19 protein-coding genes are annotated in these 20,530 nt (G+C 61.8%); 12 read left to right on the top strand and 7 right to left on the bottom strand.

The genetic code is table 11. From position 1 onward, the window contains the following. Positions 1 to 48: 48 nt before the first annotated feature. From ACLBXN_RS19600 to rng, 7 genes are all read left to right on the top strand, one after another. Positions 49 to 768 (top strand): YebC/PmpR family DNA-binding transcriptional regulator, encoded by a 720-nt coding sequence (locus tag ACLBXN_RS19600; protein ID WP_043373644.1) that lies wholly within the window; start codon positions 49 to 51, stop codon positions 766 to 768. Next, the gene (purD, locus tag ACLBXN_RS19595; protein WP_043005274.1) at positions 765 to 2,057 is read left to right on the top strand and encodes a phosphoribosylamine--glycine ligase; all 1,293 of its coding nucleotides are present in this window, start codon (positions 765 to 767) and stop codon (positions 2,055 to 2,057) included. The genes ACLBXN_RS19600 and purD overlap by 4 nt, the downstream gene beginning before the upstream one ends. Continuing rightward, positions 2,057 to 3,010 carry an oxygen-dependent coproporphyrinogen oxidase gene (gene hemF, locus ACLBXN_RS19590; protein WP_447613248.1) on the top strand — a complete coding sequence of 318 codons (954 nt, stop codon included), beginning with the start codon at positions 2,057 to 2,059 and terminating at the stop codon, positions 3,008 to 3,010. Before purD ends, hemF begins: the two co-directional genes overlap by 1 nt. Before the next feature lie 250 nt (positions 3,011 to 3,260). After that, complete coding sequence (gene rsfS, locus ACLBXN_RS19585; protein WP_043005276.1) at positions 3,261 to 3,938, top strand: ribosome silencing factor; 678 nt, start codon at positions 3,261 to 3,263, stop codon at positions 3,936 to 3,938. Then, positions 3,939 to 4,406, top strand: coding sequence for a 23S rRNA (pseudouridine(1915)-N(3))-methyltransferase RlmH (gene rlmH / locus ACLBXN_RS19580; RefSeq protein ID WP_003053899.1), 468 nt, complete (start codon positions 3,939 to 3,941; stop codon positions 4,404 to 4,406). 110 nt (positions 4,407 to 4,516) lie between these two features. Next, entirely contained in the window at positions 4,517 to 5,131 is a 615-nt protein-coding gene (locus tag ACLBXN_RS19575) for a Maf family protein (RefSeq protein WP_043005277.1), read from the top strand. Positions 5,132 to 5,269: 138 nt separating this feature from the next. After that, the gene (rng, locus tag ACLBXN_RS19570; protein ID WP_343677539.1) at positions 5,270 to 6,757 is read left to right on the top strand and encodes a ribonuclease G; all 1,488 of its coding nucleotides are present in this window, start codon (positions 5,270 to 5,272) and stop codon (positions 6,755 to 6,757) included. Positions 6,758 to 6,847: 90 nt separating this feature from the next. On the opposite strand, the gene ACLBXN_RS19565 is transcribed toward rng, so the two are convergent. After that, entirely contained in the window at positions 6,848 to 8,380 is a 1,533-nt protein-coding gene (locus ACLBXN_RS19565) for an NCS1 family nucleobase:cation symporter-1 (protein ID WP_447613247.1), read from the bottom strand. Positions 8,381 to 8,863: 483 nt separating this feature from the next. On the opposite strand from ACLBXN_RS19565, the gene ACLBXN_RS19560 reads away from it, so the two are divergent. Then, positions 8,864 to 9,538, top strand: a complete 675-nt coding sequence (locus tag ACLBXN_RS19560) for a GntR family transcriptional regulator (RefSeq protein WP_447613246.1) — start codon at positions 8,864 to 8,866, stop codon at positions 9,536 to 9,538. Positions 9,539 to 9,788: 250 nt separating this feature from the next. Here ACLBXN_RS19560 and ACLBXN_RS19555 read toward each other — a convergent pair whose 3' ends face one another. Then, positions 9,789 to 11,579 carry an acyl-CoA dehydrogenase gene (locus ACLBXN_RS19555; RefSeq protein WP_447613245.1) on the bottom strand — a complete coding sequence of 597 codons (1,791 nt, stop codon included), beginning with the start codon at positions 11,577 to 11,579 and terminating at the stop codon, positions 9,789 to 9,791. Positions 11,580 to 12,063: 484 nt separating this feature from the next. On the opposite strand from ACLBXN_RS19555, the gene ACLBXN_RS19550 reads away from it, so the two are divergent. The 3 genes from ACLBXN_RS19550 to ACLBXN_RS19540 all read left to right on the top strand — a co-directional run bounded on the left by ACLBXN_RS19550 (position 12,064) and on the right by ACLBXN_RS19540 (position 14,115). Continuing rightward, positions 12,064 to 13,044, top strand: a complete 981-nt coding sequence (locus tag ACLBXN_RS19550) for a quinone oxidoreductase family protein (RefSeq protein ID WP_447613244.1) — start codon at positions 12,064 to 12,066, stop codon at positions 13,042 to 13,044. 92 nt (positions 13,045 to 13,136) lie between these two features. Then, positions 13,137 to 13,793: a DsbA family protein gene (locus ACLBXN_RS19545; protein WP_407713425.1), complete on the top strand. Its 657-nt coding sequence runs from the start codon at positions 13,137 to 13,139 to the stop codon at positions 13,791 to 13,793. Beyond that, positions 13,762 to 14,115: a Rieske (2Fe-2S) protein gene (locus tag ACLBXN_RS19540; RefSeq protein WP_447613243.1), complete on the top strand. Its 354-nt coding sequence runs from the start codon at positions 13,762 to 13,764 to the stop codon at positions 14,113 to 14,115. The genes ACLBXN_RS19545 and ACLBXN_RS19540 overlap by 32 nt, the downstream gene beginning before the upstream one ends. Before the next feature lie 124 nt (positions 14,116 to 14,239). Here ACLBXN_RS19540 and ACLBXN_RS19535 read toward each other — a convergent pair whose 3' ends face one another. The 4 genes from ACLBXN_RS19535 to ACLBXN_RS19520 all read right to left on the bottom strand — a co-directional run bounded on the left by ACLBXN_RS19535 (position 14,240) and on the right by ACLBXN_RS19520 (position 18,260). Beyond that, positions 14,240 to 15,352, bottom strand: a complete 1,113-nt coding sequence (locus ACLBXN_RS19535) for a porin (protein WP_447613242.1) — start codon at positions 15,350 to 15,352, stop codon at positions 14,240 to 14,242. 241 nt (positions 15,353 to 15,593) lie between these two features. Further along, on the bottom strand, positions 15,594 to 16,631 hold the full coding sequence (locus tag ACLBXN_RS19530) for a Bug family tripartite tricarboxylate transporter substrate binding protein (protein WP_447613241.1): 1,038 nt from the start codon (positions 16,629 to 16,631) through the stop codon (positions 15,594 to 15,596). 99 nt (positions 16,632 to 16,730) lie between these two features. Next, the gene (locus tag ACLBXN_RS19525) at positions 16,731 to 17,333 is read right to left on the bottom strand and encodes an RBBP9/YdeN family alpha/beta hydrolase (protein WP_447613240.1); all 603 of its coding nucleotides are present in this window, start codon (positions 17,331 to 17,333) and stop codon (positions 16,731 to 16,733) included. Between the two features lie 15 nt (positions 17,334 to 17,348). Beyond that, positions 17,349 to 18,260, bottom strand: a complete 912-nt coding sequence (locus tag ACLBXN_RS19520) for a TauD/TfdA dioxygenase family protein (protein WP_211459008.1) — start codon at positions 18,258 to 18,260, stop codon at positions 17,349 to 17,351. A gap of 110 nt (positions 18,261 to 18,370) precedes the next feature. Here ACLBXN_RS19520 and ACLBXN_RS19515 point away from each other — a divergent pair, with 110 nt between their 5' ends. Then, on the top strand, positions 18,371 to 19,393 hold the full coding sequence (locus ACLBXN_RS19515; protein ID WP_043005288.1) for an AraC family transcriptional regulator: 1,023 nt from the start codon (positions 18,371 to 18,373) through the stop codon (positions 19,391 to 19,393). A 78-nt stretch (positions 19,394 to 19,471) separates the two neighbouring features. Here ACLBXN_RS19515 and ACLBXN_RS19510 read toward each other — a convergent pair whose 3' ends face one another. Beyond that, positions 19,472 to 20,524, bottom strand: coding sequence for a Bug family tripartite tricarboxylate transporter substrate binding protein (locus ACLBXN_RS19510; protein ID WP_447613239.1), 1,053 nt, complete (start codon positions 20,522 to 20,524; stop codon positions 19,472 to 19,474). Positions 20,525 to 20,530 lie beyond the last annotated feature (6 nt).

Genomic DNA, 20,530 nt, shown 5'->3' with positions numbered 1-20,530 from the left:
AAGTAAAATCGCTCCCGCTAGGTTAAATCAAATATCAAAGGATTCCCTGTGGCAGGACACAGCAAATGGGCGAACATCCAGCACCGCAAGGGTCGCCAGGATGAAAAACGTGGCCGCATCTGGACGCGCATCATTCGTGAAATCATGGTTGCCGCCCGCCAGGGTGGGGGCGATCTGAGCGCCAACCCGCGTCTGCGTCTGGCGGTGGACAAGGCCAAGGCAGCCAATATGCCGGCCGACAATATCAAGCGCAATATCGACAAGGCCACCGGCAACCTCGACGGCGTGACCTACGAGGAAATCCGTTACGAAGGCTATGGCATCGGCGGCGCGGCCATCATTGTGGACACAATGACGGACAATCGCGTGCGTACGGTGGCCGATGTTCGCCACGCATTCAGCAAGTACGGCGGCAATATGGGTACCGAAGGCTCGGTGGCCTTCCAGTTCAAGCATGTGGGTCAGATCATGTTTGCCCCCGGTACGGACGAAGAAAAAGTCATGGAGATCGCGCTGGAAGCTGGTGCCGAGGATGTGATCACCGATGACGAAGGTGGCATCGAGGTGCTGACGGCCCCCGGCGACTTTGAAGCCGTGCGTGACGCACTGCAGGCTGCCGGCTTTACCGCCGACATGGCCGAGGTGACCATGCGTCCCGAAAATACAATCGCTCTCGAAGGCGATGATGCAGCTCGCATGCAGAAGCTGCTGGACATGATTGAAGACTTGGATGACGTTCAGGACGTCTACCACAACGCAGAAATATGAAAATTCTTGTGATTGGCGGCGGTGGCCGTGAGCACGCTCTGGCGTGGAAGTTGGCCGAATCGCCCAAGGCGACCAAGGTCTATGTGGCTCCCGGTAACGGTGGCACTGCCCTGGCTGGCGGCAAGCTGGAGAACCTCAACATCACTGATGTGAAGGCTCTGCGCGAATGGGCCCAGGCCGAAAAGATTGCCGTGACGGTGGTGGGGCCCGAGGCTCCGCTGGCGGCCGGTGTGGTCGATGAGTTCCGTGCCCACGGACTCAAGGTCTTCGGCCCGACCAAGACTGCAGCCCAGCTGGAGTCTTCCAAGGCCTATTCCAAGGACTTCATGGCGCGCCACAGCATTCCCACGGCGCAATATGAAACCTTCACCGACGCCGTCGCGGCCCACGCCTATGTGGATCGTCTGGGCGCTCCCATCGTCATCAAGGCCGACGGCCTGGCTGCCGGCAAGGGAGTGGTGGTGGCCATGTCGCTGCAGGAAGCCCATGATGCCGTGGACTTCATGCTGGTGGACAACAAGTACGGTGTTCAGCACAACGAAGGCGGTGCACGCGTCGTGATCGAGGAGTTCCTCGAAGGCGAGGAGGCCAGCTTCATCGTGTTGTGCGACGGCAAGAACGTGCTGGCACTGGCGACCAGCCAGGACCACAAGCGCTTGAAGGATGGCGACCAGGGTCCCAATACCGGCGGCATGGGCGCTTATTCGCCTGCGCCCGTGGTGACGGCCGATGTGCATGCCCGCGCCATGCGCGAGATCATCCTGCCCACCATCCGCGGCATGGAAAAGGACGGCGTGCCCTACACCGGCTTCCTGTACGCAGGTCTGATGATCGACAAGGCAGGCCATCTCAAGACGCTGGAATTCAACTGCCGCATGGGCGATCCGGAAACCCAGCCCATCATGATGCGCCTGAAGAGCGATCTGGTGGACGTGATGCTGGCTGCCTGTGAAGGCAAGCTGGATCAGCTGGAGCTGCAATGGGACCGCCGCACTGCATTGGGCGTGGTCATGGCTGCTGCCGGCTACCCCGAAGATCCGCGCAAGGGCGATGTCATCACGGGCCTGCCCGCCGCAGCCGACGATGCCATGGTCTTCCATGCCGGCACCCAGCTGGGCGACGACGGCCAGCCCGTGACCAGCGGTGGCCGCGTGCTGTGCGTGACCGTGCTGGCCGACAGTGTCAAGCAGGCGCAGCAGAAGGTATATGACGTGGCACGTGGCATCCATTTCGATGGCGCCCAGTATCGCCGCGACATCGGCTTCCGCGCCGTCAAGAAGGCCGACTGATGATCCAGGCATCCTCATCTTCTGTGGCTGATCAGCTGCCTGCGGCCGAGGTGCATGAGTACCTGATGGGTCTGCAGACCCGCATTACCGAGGCGCTGGAAGCGATCGAAGGCGAGGGTGGGGCGCGGTTTCTGGCAGATGCCTGGCACAAGGAGCCGGGCGAGAAGCTGCAAGGCAACGGCGTCACCAGGATCATGGAGGGCGGGCGCGTGTTCGAGCGTGCAGGCTGCGGTTTCTCGCATGTGCGCGGGCCACAGCTGCCGCCTTCGGCCACACAGCACCGGCCCGAGCTGGCAGGGGCGCCGTTCGAGGCGATGGGCGTGTCGCTGGTGTTTCATCCGCGCAACCCCCTGGTCCCCACGGTGCACATGAATGTGCGCATGATCTCGGCCGGCCATGAGGGGCAGCCCAAGACCTGCTGGTTTGGCGGCGGCATGGATTTGACGCCGGTCTACGGCTTCGAGGAAGACGCCGTGCATTTCCACCAGAGCTGCCGTGATGCGCTGGCGCCATTTGGCGATCAGCTCTATCCGCGCTTCAAGCAATGGTGCGATGAGTACTTCTTTCTCAAGCATCGCAACGAGCAGCGCGGCATTGGCGGTATCTTCTTCGATGATTTCAGCGAACTGGGCCAGCAGCAGAGCTTTGCCATGCTGCGCTCGGTTGGCGATGCCTTCCTGAAGGCTTATCTGCCCATCGTGGAGCGACGCCGGAATGCGCAGTACACGCAGCAGCAGGTGGATTTCCAGCGCTACCGCCGTGGCCGCTATGTGGAGTTCAACCTGGTCTGGGACCGAGGCACGCATTTTGGCCTGCAATCCGGCGGTCGTACGGAGTCCATCCTGCTGTCCATGCCTCCTCATGCGGACTGGAGCTATCAGCGTGAGGATGCGCCCGGTACGCCCGAGCGCGATCTGCTTGAAAAATACCTGATTCGCCGTGACTGGCTCTGAGGCGCAGGCCTCTGTCCGGTAGGCCGGATTCCCCTGTTGATCGGGCATAAGGCCCTGTCAGCAGGGAAATTTTTTGAAAACTATAATTTCCATAGCTGGATGCGCGCTATTGACTGGCGCGTCAACCTTTTTCAATGCGTGAAGAGCACAGGCCCCTGGCGGTCTGGACGCCTATGTCAACCCAACCCTGATACGGGTGTGGCGCGGCACACGCTATATTGATCCCATCATTTACTGATTCCATCGCCTGATGACCACCTCCACCAAATCGGATTCCGCAGCCAAGCGCGACGTCACCAAACTCCAGCGAGCCATTGTTGACGGCCTCGAAGACGTCAAGGCCCACGACATCCAGGTGTTCAACACCGAAGCGCTGTCCCCGCTGTTCGAGCGCGTGATCGTGGCCTCGGGTACCTCCAATCGCCAGACCAAGGCACTTGCCTCCAGCGTGCGCGAAGCCGTCAAGGAAGCAGGCTTTCCCGTGCCTCGTCAGGAAGGTGAGCAAAACGGCGAATGGATCATCGTGGACTGCGGCTCGGTGGTCTGCCACATCATGCAGCCGGCCATTCGCCAGTACTACCGCCTGGAAGAAATCTGGGGCGAGACACCGGTGCGCATGAAGATCGGTGCCGCCAAGCCCAAGCCCGCCGAAGTGGCCGCCAAGAAGCTGGCCGCCAGGCAGGCCGTGGACAAGGCCGCTGCGGAAAATACCGTGGTCGAGAAAAAGCCTGCCGCCAAGAAAGCTGCGGCCAAGAAGCCAGCTACCAAGACAGCCGCTGGTGCCAAGCCTGCAGCCAAGAAGCCCGCTGCCAAGTCCGCTGCCGCCAAGACGGTCAAAACCGTGGTTGTCAAGCCCAGCACTCCTCGTACTGCCAAGCCGGCTGCTGCCAAACCCGCAGCCAAGCGTGCTCCCCGCGCCAAGGCCTAAATGAAGCTGACCATCGTGGCCGTAGGCCTGCATGTGCCCGACTGGGCGCAGACGGCCTACGACGATTACGCCAAGCGCTTTCCGCCCGAACTCAAGGTTGAACTCAAGGCCGTCAAGACCGAGCCGCGCGGCTCCAAGACGCTGGAGACCCTGTATGCGGCAGAGCGCAAGCGCATCGAAGCCGCTATCCCCAGAGGCACCCGCATCGTGGTGCTCGACGAGCGCGGCACCAATCTGACCACCAAGGCGCTGGCCCAGCGCCTCAAGGGCTGGCAGCTCGAGAGCGATGATGTGGCCCTGGTCATTGGCGGCCCCGACGGTCTGGACCCCGAGTTCAAGGCCGCAGCCCATGAGCGCATCCGTCTCTCGGACCTGACCCTGCCGCATGCCATGGTGCGCGTGCTGCTGATTGAACAGCTCTATCGCGCCTGGTCGGTCAATGCTGGCCATCCCTATCACCGCGAATAAGCGCTTGTGATCGGACTCTGCGTGCAATTTCACGCAGTGCGTGATACTATGATTTTGATAGCCTACTGCGCTTTATATATGGGCGCTAGAGGCCATTTTTAATCAAAATCATGGCGCCCATTCTCTATCTCGCATCCCAAAGTCCCCGCCGTCGTCAGCTGCTCGAGCAACTGGGCGTGGCGCATGAATTGCTGCTGCCCAATGCAGCCGGCGATATCGCAGAGGATGCCGAGGCCATAGAGGCCGAGCTGGCCGGGGAAGATCCCCATGACTATGTGCAGCGCGTGACGGCCGGCAAGCTCGATGCAGCCGTGGCCCGCCATGCGCGGCGCGGTCTGCCGGCGGCGCCCATTCTGTGCTCCGACACCACCGTTGCACTGGGCAAGCAGATTCTGGGCAAGCCCGCCGATGCCGAGGACGCGCGACGCATCCTGCGTCTGCTCTCCGGGGCCGAGCATGAGGTGCTGACCGCCGTGGCGCTGCAAAGCGGCGCGCGACGTCTGCAGGCCCTGTCGGTGTCCACCGTGCGCTTTGCCCCCATGACCGATGCTCAGATCGAGGCCTATGTGGTCACAGGCGAGCCCATGGGCAAGGCCGGAGCCTATGGCATACAGGGCAGGGCGGCCGCACATATTGCAGAGATCCGCGGTAGCTATTCGGCCATCATGGGCCTGCCCGTTTACGAAACTGCCGAGCTTTTGCGCCAGCTGGGCTGGCCGCTCTGAACCTTTGGCGCAATCGACACTCTGTTCTTGAGGCTTCCCGAGGGAAGTTCTGCATGGCAGCTGTCTTGCGCCAGCCATGCGTGCGTCGCACACTGGGCGCAGCAAAAGCCAGGACATATAAAGAAAGAACGACAGTCAATGCAGCAAGATATTTTGATCAACTGGTCGCCCCAGGAAACGCGGGTGGCGATTGTCGAGAATGGTGCCGTGCAGGAGCTGCACATGGAGCGCCCGCTGGAGCGGGGACTCGTCGGCAACATCTATCTGGGCAAGGTCTCGCGCGTGCTGCCCGGCATGCAGTCCGCCTTCATCGATATCGGCCTGGAGCGTGCTGCCTTCTTGCATGTGGCCGATGTCTGGCAGCGTCAGGAGAGCGGCGAAGCCCCGATGTTTGCACGCAAGGACCAGCCGCTGACACCTATCGAAAAGCAGGTGTTCGAAGGCCAGTCCATCATGGTGCAGGTCATCAAGGACCCCATAGGTACCAAGGGTGCCCGTCTGTCCACGCAGATCAGCATTGCCGGGCGCCTGCTGGTGTTTCTGCCCCAGGACGACCATATAGGCATCTCCCAGAAAATTCCCCAGAACGAGCGCGATGCCTTGCGTGCCCGTCTGCAGGAACTGGTGGGCACCAAGGAGGGGGGCGGTGGCGGCGGATTCATTCTGCGCACCAATGGCGAGGAGTCCAGCGATGCCGAGCTGGCCGATGACATCCGCTATCTGCGCAAGACCTGGGGGCGCATCAAGGATGCGGCGCAGAAGCTGCCCGTGATGTCGGTGCTGCATCAGGACCTGAACCTGCTGCAGCGTGTGCTGCGGGATCTGGTCGGCGAGAACACCCAGAGCATTCGCATCGATTCGCGCGAGCAGTTTGCGCTGCTCAAGAGCTTTGGCCAGGAATACATGCCAGCTGCTGTGCCCAAGCTTGCGCTGTACAAGGGCGAGCGGCCGATCTTCGACCTCTACAACATCGACGAGGAAATCGCGCGCGCACTGGGGCGGCGTGTGGATCTGAAGTCGGGCGGCTATCTGATCGTCGATCAGACCGAAGCTCTGACCACCATCGATGTCAATACGGGCGGCTATGTCGGTGCGCGCAATTTTGACGACACCATCTTCAAGACCAATCTGGAAGCGGCGCACGCAATTGCGCGTCAGTTGCGCCTTCGCAATCTGGGCGGCATCGTCATCGTGGACTTCATCGACATGGTGCGCGAGGAGCATCAGGGTGAGGTGCTCTCCGAATTCCGCCGCCAGCTGGCACGCGACCGCGTCAAGACCATGGCTGGCGGCTTCTCGCAACTGGGCCTGGTGGAGATGACGCGCAAGCGCACGCGCGAGTCGTTGGCCCATATGCTGTGCGAGCCCTGTGCTGCCTGCTCCGGCAAGGGCAATGTCAAGACCGCGCGCAGCATCTGCTACGAGGTGCTGCGCGAAATCCTGCGCGAAGCCCGTCAGTTCAATCCCCATGAGTTCCGTGTCGTGGCATCGCCCAAGGTGGTGGAGATGTTCCTCGACGAGGAAAGCCAGCATCTGGCCAGCCTTTCCGACTTCATCGGCAAGCCCATTTCGCTGCAGGCCGAGACTGCGATGGCGCAGGAGCAATACGATATCGTGCTGTTGTGAGGAGCGCTGAGCCGGCAAGCTGCGGCTTCAAGCAAAACGAGGCGCTTGGGCGCCTCGTTTCATATGCCTGCCTAAAACAGGTGCAGTGGCTTAGTGCTTGGCCGCTGCAACAGCGATGGTTTCGCCATCCCGGTCGGTGTAGGTCAGGCCCTTGGGGGCGACCAGCCAGTAGAAGAAGGCCCCCAGTCCTGCGGCAATGAACCAGGAAAATGCCGAGACGGATTGCAGGTAGGGCACAAAGGCGAAGAGCAGCGAAATCAGGGCGGATGGAATCAGCGCCTGAATCGCTCTGGGGTTGAAGCCGTTGCGGTAGTGGTAGGGGCCGTTCGCATTCTGGGTGTACAGAGCCACCACATCCACGCGTTGCTTGCGGATGAGCCAGTAATCGGCCATGACGATGCCGAACAGAGGGCCGAGCAGGGAGCCAAGACCGCCAAGGAAATACACGATCACCACGGGCGAGCTGTAGAGGTTCCAGGGCAGGATGACAAAGCCCAGGATGGCACTGACCAGGGCGGCTTTGCGGAAGTTGAGCTTTCTGGGCAGCAGATTGGTTAGCGCCAGCGCGGGGGCCACGAAGTTCGCCATCAGATTGACGGCAATAGTCAGGATGATCAGCGCAATACTGGCCAGGATCAGCAGAGGCTTGCTGGGAATTTTCTGGATGATGTCCACGGGGCTGCTGATGAGCGTGCCGTCGATGGAGAGCTGGCCGCCGGTCAGGATCACAACCACGAGACCGAAGACCATCATATTGATGGGAATGCCCCAGAAATTGCCCTTGATCACCGCGCTGCGCGAAGTCGTGCCTCGGCTGAAGTCGCAGAAATTCAGAACAAAAGTGCCATAGAGCGCCACCCAGAGCGAGGCGGCTCCCAGAATCTGCACCCACTGGGAGCCATGGGCCTGCACGGTAGGAGCCGACCAGTGCAACTGCCCGCCCGAGCTGTGAAGAATCCAGCCCGCCAGAGCAATAAAGGTCATGAAGATCACCGGGCCGGCAAAGGCCTCGTACTTGCGGATGCTCTCCATGCCCCAGCAGGCGATGACGACCTGCACCACCCAAAGCAGCGTAAAGCTGATCCAGCCCAGCAGCGGCAGCCCCAGCAGCGTCTGCTCCGCCAGTGGCTGCCATTGCGGCAGCAGCATCAGCACCAGTACATCGAGCACCTTTGAGGCCAGATAGGTCTGGATGCCAAACCAGGCGATTGCCACGCCGCCCCGTATCAGCGCCGGTATCTGTGCGCCGCGCGTGCCAAAGCTGATGCGACTCATGACGGGAAAGGGGACGCCTGTCTTGCAGCCCATGAAGCCGGAGAGGTTCAGAAGTGCGAAAAGAAAGGCTGCGCCCAGCAGCAGGGCCGTCAGGATCTGCCCGCCGCTGAAGCCCAGGGCAAACAGGCCGATGGCAAAAGAGTAGTTGCCCAGATTGTGAACATCGTTGACCCACAGGGTGAACAGGCTGTAGGCGCTCCAGGATCGACCTTCCTTTGCGGTGGGCGCCAGATCTGCGTTGTAAAGCGCCGGTGAGACGCCTGGCGGCAGGCTTGGATGCCGTCTGGGCGCTGCGGTGTTGGGGCTGGGGGCGAAGTGGCCGCCTTCGTTGATTGCTAGGTCTCTCATTTTTGCCTTTATGGGGAGCCGCCGCGTGTCCGGTGCATCGGCTTTTCTCAGGCAATCTGTTCCATCTCACCCAAACAACGCGGCACTGGCATGTCTGGGCTTGGGGGCGCCAGACATGCAATCCGATGCTTTGAAGATGAGAGATATCAAGCATCGCTGTTGAATATCATCTTGTATACATCTGATAAGTCGAAAAATGTATACAAGCTGACAAAGGCCCGAATTGGTGGGAACCCTTGGTCATTGGAGTGCCTACAAATAGTTCCAAATGAGCTGTCTTGCCGCCGCAGCAGTGCGCGCTCAGGCTGCATGGGACAGGCAGCAGGAGTGTCTGATCACCAAAGGCTGGAACAAGGTAAGCAACGGTAAACTGCAGCCTGCCGCGGATGTCCCTTGCCGTGGCGTCCCGAGCAGCGATGGACTGTGCCCTCTGCTGCACACCGCCCTGTTGATTGAACGGAGAGCCATGCAGAAGGTATTGCTTTGATTGCCAAGACCAAGATTACGGAGCGTCTGATCGAGTCCATCCTGACCGGAAGATTGCGGCCCGGGGTGAGGCTGGGCGAGCAGGACATTGCCGATTTGTTCCAGGTCAGCCGTACCTTGGTGCGCGAAGCACTGATCCAGTTGCAGGCGCGTGGCTTTGTCGAGGTGCGCTCGCGTGTCGGGTGGTATGTGGCCGAGCCCTCGTTTGAGGAGGCCCAGGAGACCTATGCTGCGCGGCGCGTGGTGGAGTCGGGCATGTTGCGCGATGCAGGCAAGCCGCTGCAGGCAGCACTCTCGCGCCTGCGCCAGCATATTGCCCAGGAGCAGGAGTCCATTGCCGCCGACGATGCTGCCCAGCGCAGCTCGCTGCTCGCGGACTTTCATATCTGCCTGGCCGAATGCGTGGGCAATCGTTTTTTAACGTCGATGATCGTCGACCTGTCGGCGAGGTCGATGCTGGCTGCTGCGCTATATCACTCAAAAGCTGAAGCCAAGGTCTCCAATGACGATCATGCGGCCATCGTCGAGGCTCTGGCTGAGGGCGATAACGCCAAGGCCGAGCAGCTGATGATTGCGCATATCGATGCCCTGAAGTCGCGTCTGGACGAGGGGCTGGCCGGCAATCGCCGGGAGCGGGACCGTCTGCGCTCCATCCTGATTGCGCAGCCGTAGCCATCGTCGCAATGCCTTGCCTGGGCAGACTGCTCTGCCTGGAAAACCCATTCCATCAATAGCGCTCGGCAGCCTGCGCCGGCAGTACAAGCCGCAGTGATGGCACCAGAGTCTGCCGAGTAGGCGGTCTTGGTGCGCCTCAGGGATTCAAAAAACATAGCGGTTGGCGCTTTATCCATAGGCGCTAGCCGCTATTTCCATGCAAGTCATGATAAGGCAGGGCGTCATTGCCCCGCCTTCAAGTGCAGGATCAGAACAGATCCATGGGCAACGCCATCACGCTGGCCGCGCCGTTGATCACGGCATCGGCTTGGCCGGGCACCCGGGTCAGAATATGTTCGGCATAGAACTGTGCCGTGGCCAGCTTGGCTTGCATGAAGGCCGTGTCCTGGCCCTTGGCCAGTAGCTCCTGCGCAGCCAGCACCGAGCGGCCCAGCTGCCAGCCTGCGACCAGATTGCCGGTGAGCATCAGATAGGGGACGCTGCCAGCATAGGCTGCATTGGGGTCGGCCTTGGCCTTTGCCACGATGAAGTCCACCACCTGCACAAAGGCCTGACGGGCCTGGGCCAGGTTCCTGGCAACGGCCTTGGCCGTGTCGGTGCCGCTGGCAGTGAGAGCCGCCTCGGTCTTCTCGATCTGGGCGGCAATCGCCTTGGCGGTCAGGCCGCCATCACGCGCGGTCTTGCGGCCGACCAGGTCGTTGGCCTGGATGGCGGTCGTGCCCTCATAGATGGTCAGGATCTTGGCGTCGCGGTAGTACTGGGCGGCGCCGGTTTCCTCGATGAAGCCCATGCCGCCATGGACCTGCACGCCCAGGCTGGTAACTTCCAGGCTCATTTCGGTACTGTAGCCCTTGACCAGGGGCACCATGAATTCATAGAAGGTCTGATTGGCCTGGCGCACGTCGGCGTCGGGGTGGTGGTGGGCGGCATCGTAGGCAGCGGCGGCGGCGGTTGCCATGGCGCGGCAGCCCTCGTTGCTGGCACGCATGGTCATCAGCATGCGACGCACATCGGGGTGGTGGATGATGGTGGCGCTGGCCTTGACCGAGCCGTCGACGGGACGGCTTTGCACGCGTTCCTTGGCGTAGGCCACGGCGTGCTGGTAGGCACGCTCGGCGACGGCCAGGCCCTGTAGGCCCACGGCATAGCGGGCGGCGTTCATCATGATAAACATGTATTCGAGGCCGCGGTTTTCCTCGCCCACGAGGTAGCCGATGGCTCCTCCGTTGTCGCCAAATTGCAGCACGGCCGTGGGCGAGGCCTTGATGCCCATCTTGTGCTCGATGCTGACGCAGTGCACATCGTTGCGCTTGCCCAAGGAGCCGTCCTGGTTCACCAGGAACTTGGGCACGACAAACAGGCTGATCCCCTTGACGCCCTCGGGAGCACCGGCCACGCGGGCCAGCACCAGGTGGACGATGTTGTCCGCCATATCGTGCTCACCATAGGTGATGAAGATCTTGGTGCCGAAGACCTTGTAGCTGCCATCGTCCTGAGGCTCGGCCCTGGTGCGCACCAGGGCCAGGTCGGAGCCAGCCTGGGGTTCGGTCAGGTTCATGGTGCCAGTCCACTCGCCGGTCACGAGCTTTTCCAGATAGGTGGACTTGAGTGCATCGCTGCCTGCAGTGAGCAGTGCCTCGATGGCACCGTCGGTCAGCAGCGGGCACAGCGCAAAGCTCAGGTTGGCGCTGTTGAGCATCTCGATACAGGCTGCGCCAATGGTCTTGGGCAGGCCCTGGCCGCCAAAGTCGGCTGGGTGCTGCAGGCCTTGCCAGCCGCCTTCGGCGTACTGCTTGAAGGCATCGGCAAAGCCGGGAGTCGTCGTGACGACGCCATCCTTGAAGGAAGAGGGATTGACATCGCCCGGCACATTCAAGGGCGCGACCACGCCTTCGCAAAGCTTGGCGCATTCCTCGAGAACGGCCTGCGCGGTCTCCAGCCCCGCATCTTCAAATCCTGGAATCTGGGCGACCTGCTCTATCTGGGCCAGATGCTCCATGTCGAACAGCATGTCTTTGATGGGCGCTTTGTAAGTCATCGTCTCTGTTTCCTTGAATGCTGGCCCGGCTTGCTGCCAGACCTGGGTTGTGCCTTGGATTGTTGGGGAAGTTGCCTGCCACGGATGGCAGGGGCTTCCCTCGACTTCATGTCCGGCGCCTGGAGAGCATGCCGGGCTTCGGATATTGATTTGACGTTTACGTAAACGGAATGATTCTAGAGGCTGTGACGGGCTTGCCGCAGTCGCAGACGCGCAATATGGTGGGCAACGCTTGCGGCAGGCTTTCAATCAAAGAGAAACTTTTAAGTTAACTTTTTTGCCTGATATTTACCCCTGGTGTCGCGTAAAGACAAGAGAGCGGCGTTCTCGGGAAATGCCTTGCAGGCGAATTCCCATAAATTCAGTCCAGTCTGAATGGAGAGATAGCGGAGATATGGTCTAAGCCATTGATTTGTATCGATTCTGTTCGAGGTGAGGGCGTGTGCCGCATCACCTTTCGATTGGTATCTGACTGGGAGTTTGTATGGCGAAAGTAATCCGTTATCACGAAGTTGGCGGCCCCGAGGTGTTGCGACAGGAAGACATTGAAGTCGGCCAACCCGGTCCAGGTCAGGTCCGCCTCAAGCAGGGTGCTGTGGCCTTGAACTTTGCCGATACCTATTTCCGCTCCGGTCTGTATCCCGCTCCTCTGCCCGCCGGCGTGGGCAGCGAGGCTTGCGGCACGATCACGGCCGTGGGCGACGGCGTCACGGATTTCAAGGTCGGCGACCGCGTGACCTATACTGGCGCGCTGAACACCATCGGCGCTTACGCCACGGAGCGCCTGATTTCTGCTGCTCCCCTGATCCGTCTGCCTGACAACATCAGCTTTGAAACCGCAGCAGCCATCACCATGCGTGGACTGACCGCGGCTTATCTGATGCGCCGTATCTGGGACTTCAAGAAGGGCGACACCATCTTGCTGCATGCTGCAGCCGGTGGCGTGGGCCTGCTGGTGTCGCAGTGGGCAAAGCTGGAAGGCCTGAACGTGATCGGCACAGTCTCCAGCGATGCCAAGGCCGAAGTGGCCAAGGCCAACGGCTGCGTCCACACCATCAACTACAGCCATGAAGACGTGGCCAAGCGCGTGCGTGAGCTGACCGATGGCGTGGGTGTGAATGCCGTCTTCGACAGCGTGGGCAAGGACACTTTCGAGGGCTCGCTCAACAGCCTCAAGGTGCGCGGGCTGATGGTCTGTCTGGGTACGGCTTCAGGCTCCATTGCACCATTCAACCCGCAGATTCTGGCCGGCAAGGGCTCGCTCTTCCTGACCCGTCCCGCATCGGCGCATTACATCGCCGACCCCACGGAGCGTGCAGAGCTGGCCAACGAGCTGTTCGCCCATGTGGCCGAAGGCCGTATCAAGGTGGACATCAGCAAGCGCTATGCGCTGGAAGACGCCGTGCAGGCTCACCGCGACCTGGAAGCACGCAAGATTGTGGGATCGGCCATCTTCACGCTCTGAGATATCGAAGGCAGCACTTCGGTATGAAAAGGGCTGAGCCATTCAGCCCTTTTTTGCATCAACTCCGATGATTGCCCAAAGAAATAAATGTCATGACTCAAAGCTCTGCTGCAACGACACTGCAGGTCGACTTTTCGCTGGACCTGATCTGCCCCTGGTGCTGGATCGGTCTGCGCAATCTGCTGGCCGCCCGTGAGATGCTGCTGGCCAGATATCCCGACCAGCAGCTTGCAATCCATTGGCATGCAGACACTCTGCTGCCCCAGATCCCGGAGCATGGAGTGCCTTATCAGGCCTTCTACGAAGCCCGGCTCGGCGGCCCCAGGGCCGTGGAGGTTCGCCGTGCCCAGGTGCGCTCGGCGGCTCACGCGGCGGGCCTGCAGATCAATCATGCGCTGATTGAAACCTTCCCCAGCACGCGCCTGGTTTGTGCCTTGGTCAACTACGCCCAGACTCTGCTCGATGGCGAATCCATGATCCGCTTTGTGGAGTCCATCTTTGCCGCCTACTTTGTGCAGGGCCGCGATATAGGCTCGGTCATGGTGCTGCAGCAGCTGGCGCACTCGGCGGCACTGGACTGGAATCCCTCCCGCTTTGATGCGCTGCGCTACCAAAGCGAGGCCAGCCATACCGGCGGCGTGCCGCATATGGTGTTCAACCAGCGTCTGCAGGTGACGGGCGCGGTGGCGCCCGCAGAGCTGCTGCGCGCCATGGAGCATGCCCGTGTTGCCGACAGCACCTTCGCCTGATACCGCATTGCTGGCTGCCGGCGCCGTGCGGGATTTGCCGCCTGGCGGGCGCAAGCTGGTCTTCACGTCGGGTGGCCAGAGCATTTTGCTGCTGAATGTCGAAGGCGAGTTCTATGCCTTGGAGAACAGCTGCCCGCATGCGGGTGCCTCCATGGCCGGCGGAAATTGCGATGCTCATGTGCTGAGTTGTCCCGCGCATGGACTCAAGTTCGATATCCGCAGCGGCAAGTGCACGGCATCGCCGCAGATGACGATTCCTCTCTACGAAGTCCTGGTCAGGGAGGGACTGCTCTGGCTCAAACCGCCTGACAACTGCTGCTGAACCATCGAGCGCTGATGTGCGATGAAGAAGGCCCGCAGATTATCCCTGCGGGCCTTTTTCTGTGGTTTCAGGATTGATGCCATCTGGCCGGCAACCGGCAGGTGCCGGTTGCCATGGATCTGGCTCAGAACGTGTGGCGAATGCCGATGTCAAAGCCCGAGGCATTGCCGCCAGCGACCGGGATCGGGCCTTGCAGAGCACCCGTGGCCACCGGCAGGTTGATGCTGCCGCGATTGTCTACATAGGCATAGGTGCCGTAGAGGGCGGTGCGCTTGGAGAGGTTGTGCACATAGCCCACGGCGTACTTGTTGGAGCTGCTGCCGCTGTTGTCGTTGCGGCTCAGGCGCATGAAGCTCATGGGGATGTTGTCGTTGCCGACTTTCCAGATGGCGCCCAGCTGCCAGTAGCGCACATGGTTGGCGTTGTCCAGACCTGCCAGGCGGTTGCCGGTGCGGTGATCGGCAGCCAGAACCATGAGGCGGTGGCCCTCCCAGAGGTAGGAGGCGGCGGCATTGATCTGCCTGTAATCGTCGGCGGCGCGGTTCTTGGTGGTTGTGATGGCGACGGCAGCATCCCAGTTGTCGCCGCCATAGCCCAGGCGTGCACCATAGACGCGGCCGTCCTGGCGGTTGGGGCCGGCATCGTTTTCGCCGAATGCCGTCATCAATTGATAGAACAGTCCCTTGCAGCTCGAGCTGGAGCAGCCGGGCGAGAGGTAACCAATGCTGTTCGACGCCCGAAAGCCCGTCACCGTCGTGCCGTGCAGCACATGCAGGCTCATGCCCACGCCCAGGCGAAAGGGGTCGTAGTTGAACATGTTCCAGAAGGCGGGTACATAGTCGCGGCCCAGACGTACCTCGCCCCATTGCTTGCTCTGCAGATAGACCAGGGACTTGCGGTTGAAGCTCAGGCCGTTGCTGCTGACTGCCCCTGAGGGCTGGTTGTTGGTGTTGGAGGCCTGGCCGGTACCGTTGTCGGTATTGAGGCCCGCTTCCAGATCAAAGCCGGCGGCCAGACCGCTGCCGAGATCTTCGCGGCCCCGAAAGCCCAGACGGCTGGCCTGATTGCCACTGGAGGTCAGCATCTGGCGCGAGCCCGCACCCGCGCCGCGGTAGTTGGATACGGCCATATCCACCACGCCGTAGATCTGCACCGACGATTGCGCCGAAGCCGCCAGCGGCGTCAGCGTGCATGCGAGAGCACTCAGCGCATTGAAAGCCATTTTTTTTGTAGTCATTCATGTCTCCTTGAACCGTTGAAAAAAGATGCCTGAAGGCAAACCGACGAGAAAAACAGCAACGCAAAGCCGGACCCGGGCCTGGGGATGGGCTTAAGGCGCAGGCAAGCCCCAGCTCGAATCCCGCAAAAGGACATGAGCCGGGTGCAGCCGCCCACGGTGCCAAAGTGGCACCGGGCAGAGGTCTTGAATCAGATTGGTAATGGAGCCGCTTGAGAGCAATTGCTCAAGGGCCCGGGCCTCAGTTCTCGGGCTTGTAGCCTATGGACTTGAGCAGGGCCGCCTGCTTGCGGCTGGCTTCTTTGAGGTCGCTCGTCATGTCGGCTGTGCTCAGCGGCTGGCCGGGCTCCATGCCCAGCGCAGCGAGCTGCTTGAGAACGGCCTCCTTGCGGAAATGCGCCAGCGCCAGGTCCCGCAGCTTCTGCTGGATGGCTGCCGGGGCTTGCGGATGGGACCACACGGCAAACCAGCCTGGTTTGGAAAGCTGGGGGTAGCCCAGCTCCGTGAAGGTCGGCACCTCGGGCAAAGTCTGCAGGAGGCTCGGGTAGACGACTGCCAGCGCCTTGATCTTGCCGCTGCGGATCAGGGGCAGCGAAGTGGCGACTCCATCGAACATCACCGGGATATGACCCCCCATGAGGTCCACCAGAGCAGGGGGCGAGCCCTTGTAGCCCACATGGCGCATATTGATCTTGGCCAACTGGCCCAGCAGCATGCCCGAGGTGTGGCCCTTCAGGCCCGTGGCGTAGGAGGCAAAGTCCACGCCGTCGCGTTGCTGTCTGGCGTAGCTGATGAATTCGGGCAGGGTCTGAAAAGGCAGGTCCTTGTTGGCAACCATGACCAGACCGGTGCGTGTGAGCTGGGCCAGCGGCGTCAGGTCCTTGAACGGGTCGAAGCTGACTTTCTGGGCCTGCGGTGCCTCGCTCAGCGCTCCGTCCTGAATCACCAGGAAGGTGTAGCCGCTCTTTCCATGCGACTTGAGGTCCTGGATGCCGATGGCTCCCGAAGCTCCGGGCTTGGACTCCACGATCACGGGCTGCTTGAGCTCCTGCGTCATGCCCTCTGCCAGCAGGCGTGCCAGGGTGTCGGCCGTGCCGCCGGCAGGCCCGGTGACGATCAGGCGTATGGGCTTGGTCGGCCAGTCTGCGGTCTGCCCGGCTTGTGCGGGCAAGGCCAGGCCGGCGGCCACGGCCATGACGGCCAGGCCTAATTTCCGGCGCATTGCGCGAGAACCTGCGGTGTCCACTGAATTGTGCGAGGCGGGTGTTCTTGCCTTCATTGCTTGTCTCCTTCAACGGGGAGATCTGGCTCCCCATCTGCGCGCACCTTTTATATATTGTGGGTGGCTGCGCATTCATCGTGATGGTTATCGGGCGGCTCAGGCAGTCGGTTCGGGCTGACGGGCTTCGATCCGCGCCCGCAAATCCTCGATCAGCTGTTTTGCCTGCGGCCAGGGGCCATGGCCCGAGGCCGGGTTCAGGTGGCCCTGGGGGCCCAGCTCCACCAGCTCGCTTCCCCAGTCGCGCGCAAAGCTGCGCGCGCGCTCCAGCTGGGTCAGCGGGTCATTGCTGCTGGCTGCCAGCAGTGTGGGAAACGGCAGGCGCTGGCGCGGGATGGGCGTCCAGCCGTGGGCTGCCAGCACATCCTTGGGGGGGTAGCCAGCAGGCATCTGGGTTTCCACATCGGCGGGGGCAGCGAGCAGGGCTCCGAGAATGGGACGGGCTCGGCGCAGCGCCCAGTGCGCGACCATCATGCAGCCGGCGCTGTGCGCCACGATGATGACGGGGCCGTCGATGCCGTCCAGAGCCTGGTCTATGGCGTCCAGACGGGCCTGGCAACTGAGCTTGTCCTGCTCCAGCGGCGGCACGGTGACACAGGGGATGGACTGCGCAGCCAGCTCCTTGGCCAGCAGCGTCTGCCAGTGCTCTTCCACATGGTCGCGCAGGCCGGGGATGATGAGAATCGTGTGGTTCAAGGTCATCTTCTGTCTCCTGGCTCAGTCCGTGGGGCCGCCGATGATGGCCGTGCGTTCCATCTTGCGGTGGCAGGGCTGGTAGTCCATCACTGCGTAGTGCTGGGTGGAGCGGTTGTCCCAGAAGGCTACGCTGTTCCTGCGCCATTTGAAGCGCACCTGGTACTCGGGAATCATGGCCTGGCTGGTCAGGTAGTTGAGCAGTTGCGAGGAGCCGGGCGATTTGTCCAGACCGAAGCGCACATTGGCGGGGGTGTTGTAGTTGGTGAAATGGGTGGTGAAGCTGCTGTTGACGAACAGAATCTTCTCGCCGGTTTCGGGGTGGATGCGCACCACGGGGTGCTCCGCGTCGGGGTATTGGGCCTTGAGTGCCAGGCGCTTTTCGATGGGCATGACGGCACCAAAGCTCGCTTCGATGCTGTGGCGGGCACGCAGGTGCTCGATCTTGACCTTGATGTCGTCTGGCAGGTTCTCATAGGCCATCACCATGTTCACCCACATGGTGTCGCCGCCCACGGGCGGGCACTCAACGCAGCGCAGCACGCAGCCCATGGGGGGCTGCTCGCGCCATGTCGCATCGGTGTGCCAGGAGTTTTCGTTGCGGTCCAGAGGGCTGTCGGGGGTCTTGTAGATCTGCACCAGGCCAGGGTGCTCGGGGTGGCTGCCCACCACCGGGTGGTCTTCCAGTTCGCCAAACTTGCGTGCAAACGCCACATGCTCGGCACGTGTGATGTCCTGGTCGCGGAAAAAGATCACGCGGTGCCTGAGCAGCGCCTGGCGGATCTCGGCCATCAGGCCTTCGTCCTCGGCGGCCGCACCCAGATGAACGTTGGACAGCTCGGCACCGATGGAGCAGGTCAGAGGATTGACTTCCAGAGAGCGGGTCAAAGAGCTGGAGCGGATAAGGGCGGGTGCTGCGCCAACCTCGTTTTTCATTGGGAAGTCTCCTTATAGAATCGATGTCGCCAGTGTGAAAACTCCCCCCGATCGGCGCTTGTCATTACATGACTGGTGCTTTGCAATTAGTGCCAAGTTAGTGAAACCCCATGGCCTCTCTCGTTCGCGCAGCCTGCTTGACCAATTACGCCGAAGTCGCCCAGGCTTCGGGGCTGAATGGCGCGCGCATGCTGCTCGATGCCGGTCTCAGCCCTGCGGTGCTCGACGAGCCGGATCTGATGATCCCCGTGGACAAGGTGGGACGTCTGCTGCAGGCCTCGGCCACGCAGTCGGGCAATGAAAGCTTTGGTCTGTGCATGGCGCGCTCGCGCCTGCTGTCCAATATGGGGCCGGTGGGTCTGCTGATCCGCGATCAGGCCACGCTGCGCGATTCGCTGAATCTGCTGGTGCGTCATCTGGCGCTGCTCAACGGCGCCATGACGCTGGAGCTGGACGAGCAGGCCGACACGGTGCTGATCCGTGAGCTGTTGCTGGCCGGCCGTGCCCATGAGCCCACGCGCCAGCGCGTGGAGCTGGCGCTGGGCGTGATGGTGCGCGCCATCCGGCAGCTGATAGGTCGCGACTGGCAGCCGCGCAAGGTGTGTTTCGAGCATGCCGCGCCCAAGGACCTGAGCATGCACCACCTGATGTTCGGCCAGCGCGTGGAGTTCAACCAGGAGTTCAACTGCATTGTCTGCGCCAAGGCCGATCTCGATACGCGCAACGAGTTCGCCGACCCCGCCATGGTGCGTTATGCGCAAAAGCTGCTGGAGTCCGTGGCACCCGTGAGCGACGATGCAGTGCTGGACGATGTGCGCCGCACCATCTTGCTGCTCTTGCCCAGCGGGCGCTGCAGCATTGAGAAGGTCAGCGAGCACCTGGGTGTGGTGCCGCGCACCATTCAGCGCCGGCTGACGGAAAAGGGCCAGAGCTTTTCCTCGCTGATGAACGATATCCGCAAGGAGCTGGCCGTGCGCTATGTGTTCGAGAGCAATCGCTCTCTGACCGAAGTGGCAGAGTTGCTGGGCTTTACGGCCCCCAGCAGTTTTTCACGCTGGTATCAGAGTCAGTTTGGCTGCAGTGCCAAGGACAGCCGCGCCAGGGCGCAACACGAAGGCCAGGGCGGGGCATAAAAAAGCGGGCCGCAAGGGCCCGCCAAACACACTACCAAGGTGCCGCCCTTGAGATGAGGACGGCTACGCCAGCTTCCTTCAGTTGCCGGCGACTCTGAGCTTGCTCAGAATTTTGCGGTTCTGTTCCACCGTGCTCAGCATTTTTTGCTGCAGCTGCGGCATGGTGCTCGGTTGGGGCGCATCAAAGCCCTGGCTCCTGAGCTGGGCCTGGAATTTGGGGGATTGGGTCACCTTGTCCATTTCCTGGCGCACCTTCTGGACCAAGGACGGGGGCGTGCTGCTCAGCACGAACAGGCCCACGCTGGCATCGGGCAGCACGAAGTCGGGCATGTTCTGCTCGGCAAAGCTGGGCACATCGGGCAGCAGCCGCGAGCGATTGGGCGAGACCACACCCAGGGCCTTGATCTTGCCGGCCTTGATCAGCGGGGCGGCATTGGTCACCACCTCAAAGGTCAGCTGCACCTGATTGCCGATCAGGTCGACGATGGCCGGGGCCGAGCCCTTGTAAGGCACGGCGGTGATCCTGCCGCCGCTTTTCTCGCTCAGCAGCTCGCCCAGCATGTCGGAGCGGGTGCCGGGACTCAGGTTGGCGATATTGATCGGGCCGCTGCTCTTTTGCGCGTAGTCCAGCACTTCCTGAATCCTGTTGGGCGGGAAGTTGTTGTTGGCTACCAGCATGTGCACCATGGACGCCACATCCGAGACATAGGTGAAGGTCTTGTGCACATCGAACGGCGTCTTCACGGTGAGCGGAAAGTCGGTCCAGATGCTGGAGGGCGCAATCATCAGCGTGTGCCAGTCGGCAGGTGCATTCATCACGGCGCGCTCGGCAATCACGGCCGAGCCGCCGGGCTTGTTGTCCACCACCACGGGCTGGCCCAGATTGGTCTGCAGATGATCGGCCACCAGACGCGCCACGCCGTCGGTGATGCCGCCCGGAGGTGCGGGAATGACGATGCGTATGGGCTTGCTGGGCCAGGTGGGAGCCGGGGTCTGGGCCTGCGCAGCCGTGCCCGCTAGCAGGCCGGTACAAAGCACGGCGGCGCAGCAGCGCAGGCTTTGAGTCATGCTGCGCCTATGTTGCTTGCGTGATGGCGTGGCGGGTTCTGCGAAATTCACGGCGCTTGTCATGGAGGT

The organism is Comamonas sp. C24C (genome assembly GCF_053345995.1).
The sequence above is the reverse complement of the archived record's forward strand: the minus strand, read 5'-3'. Positions and strand labels throughout refer to the sequence as shown.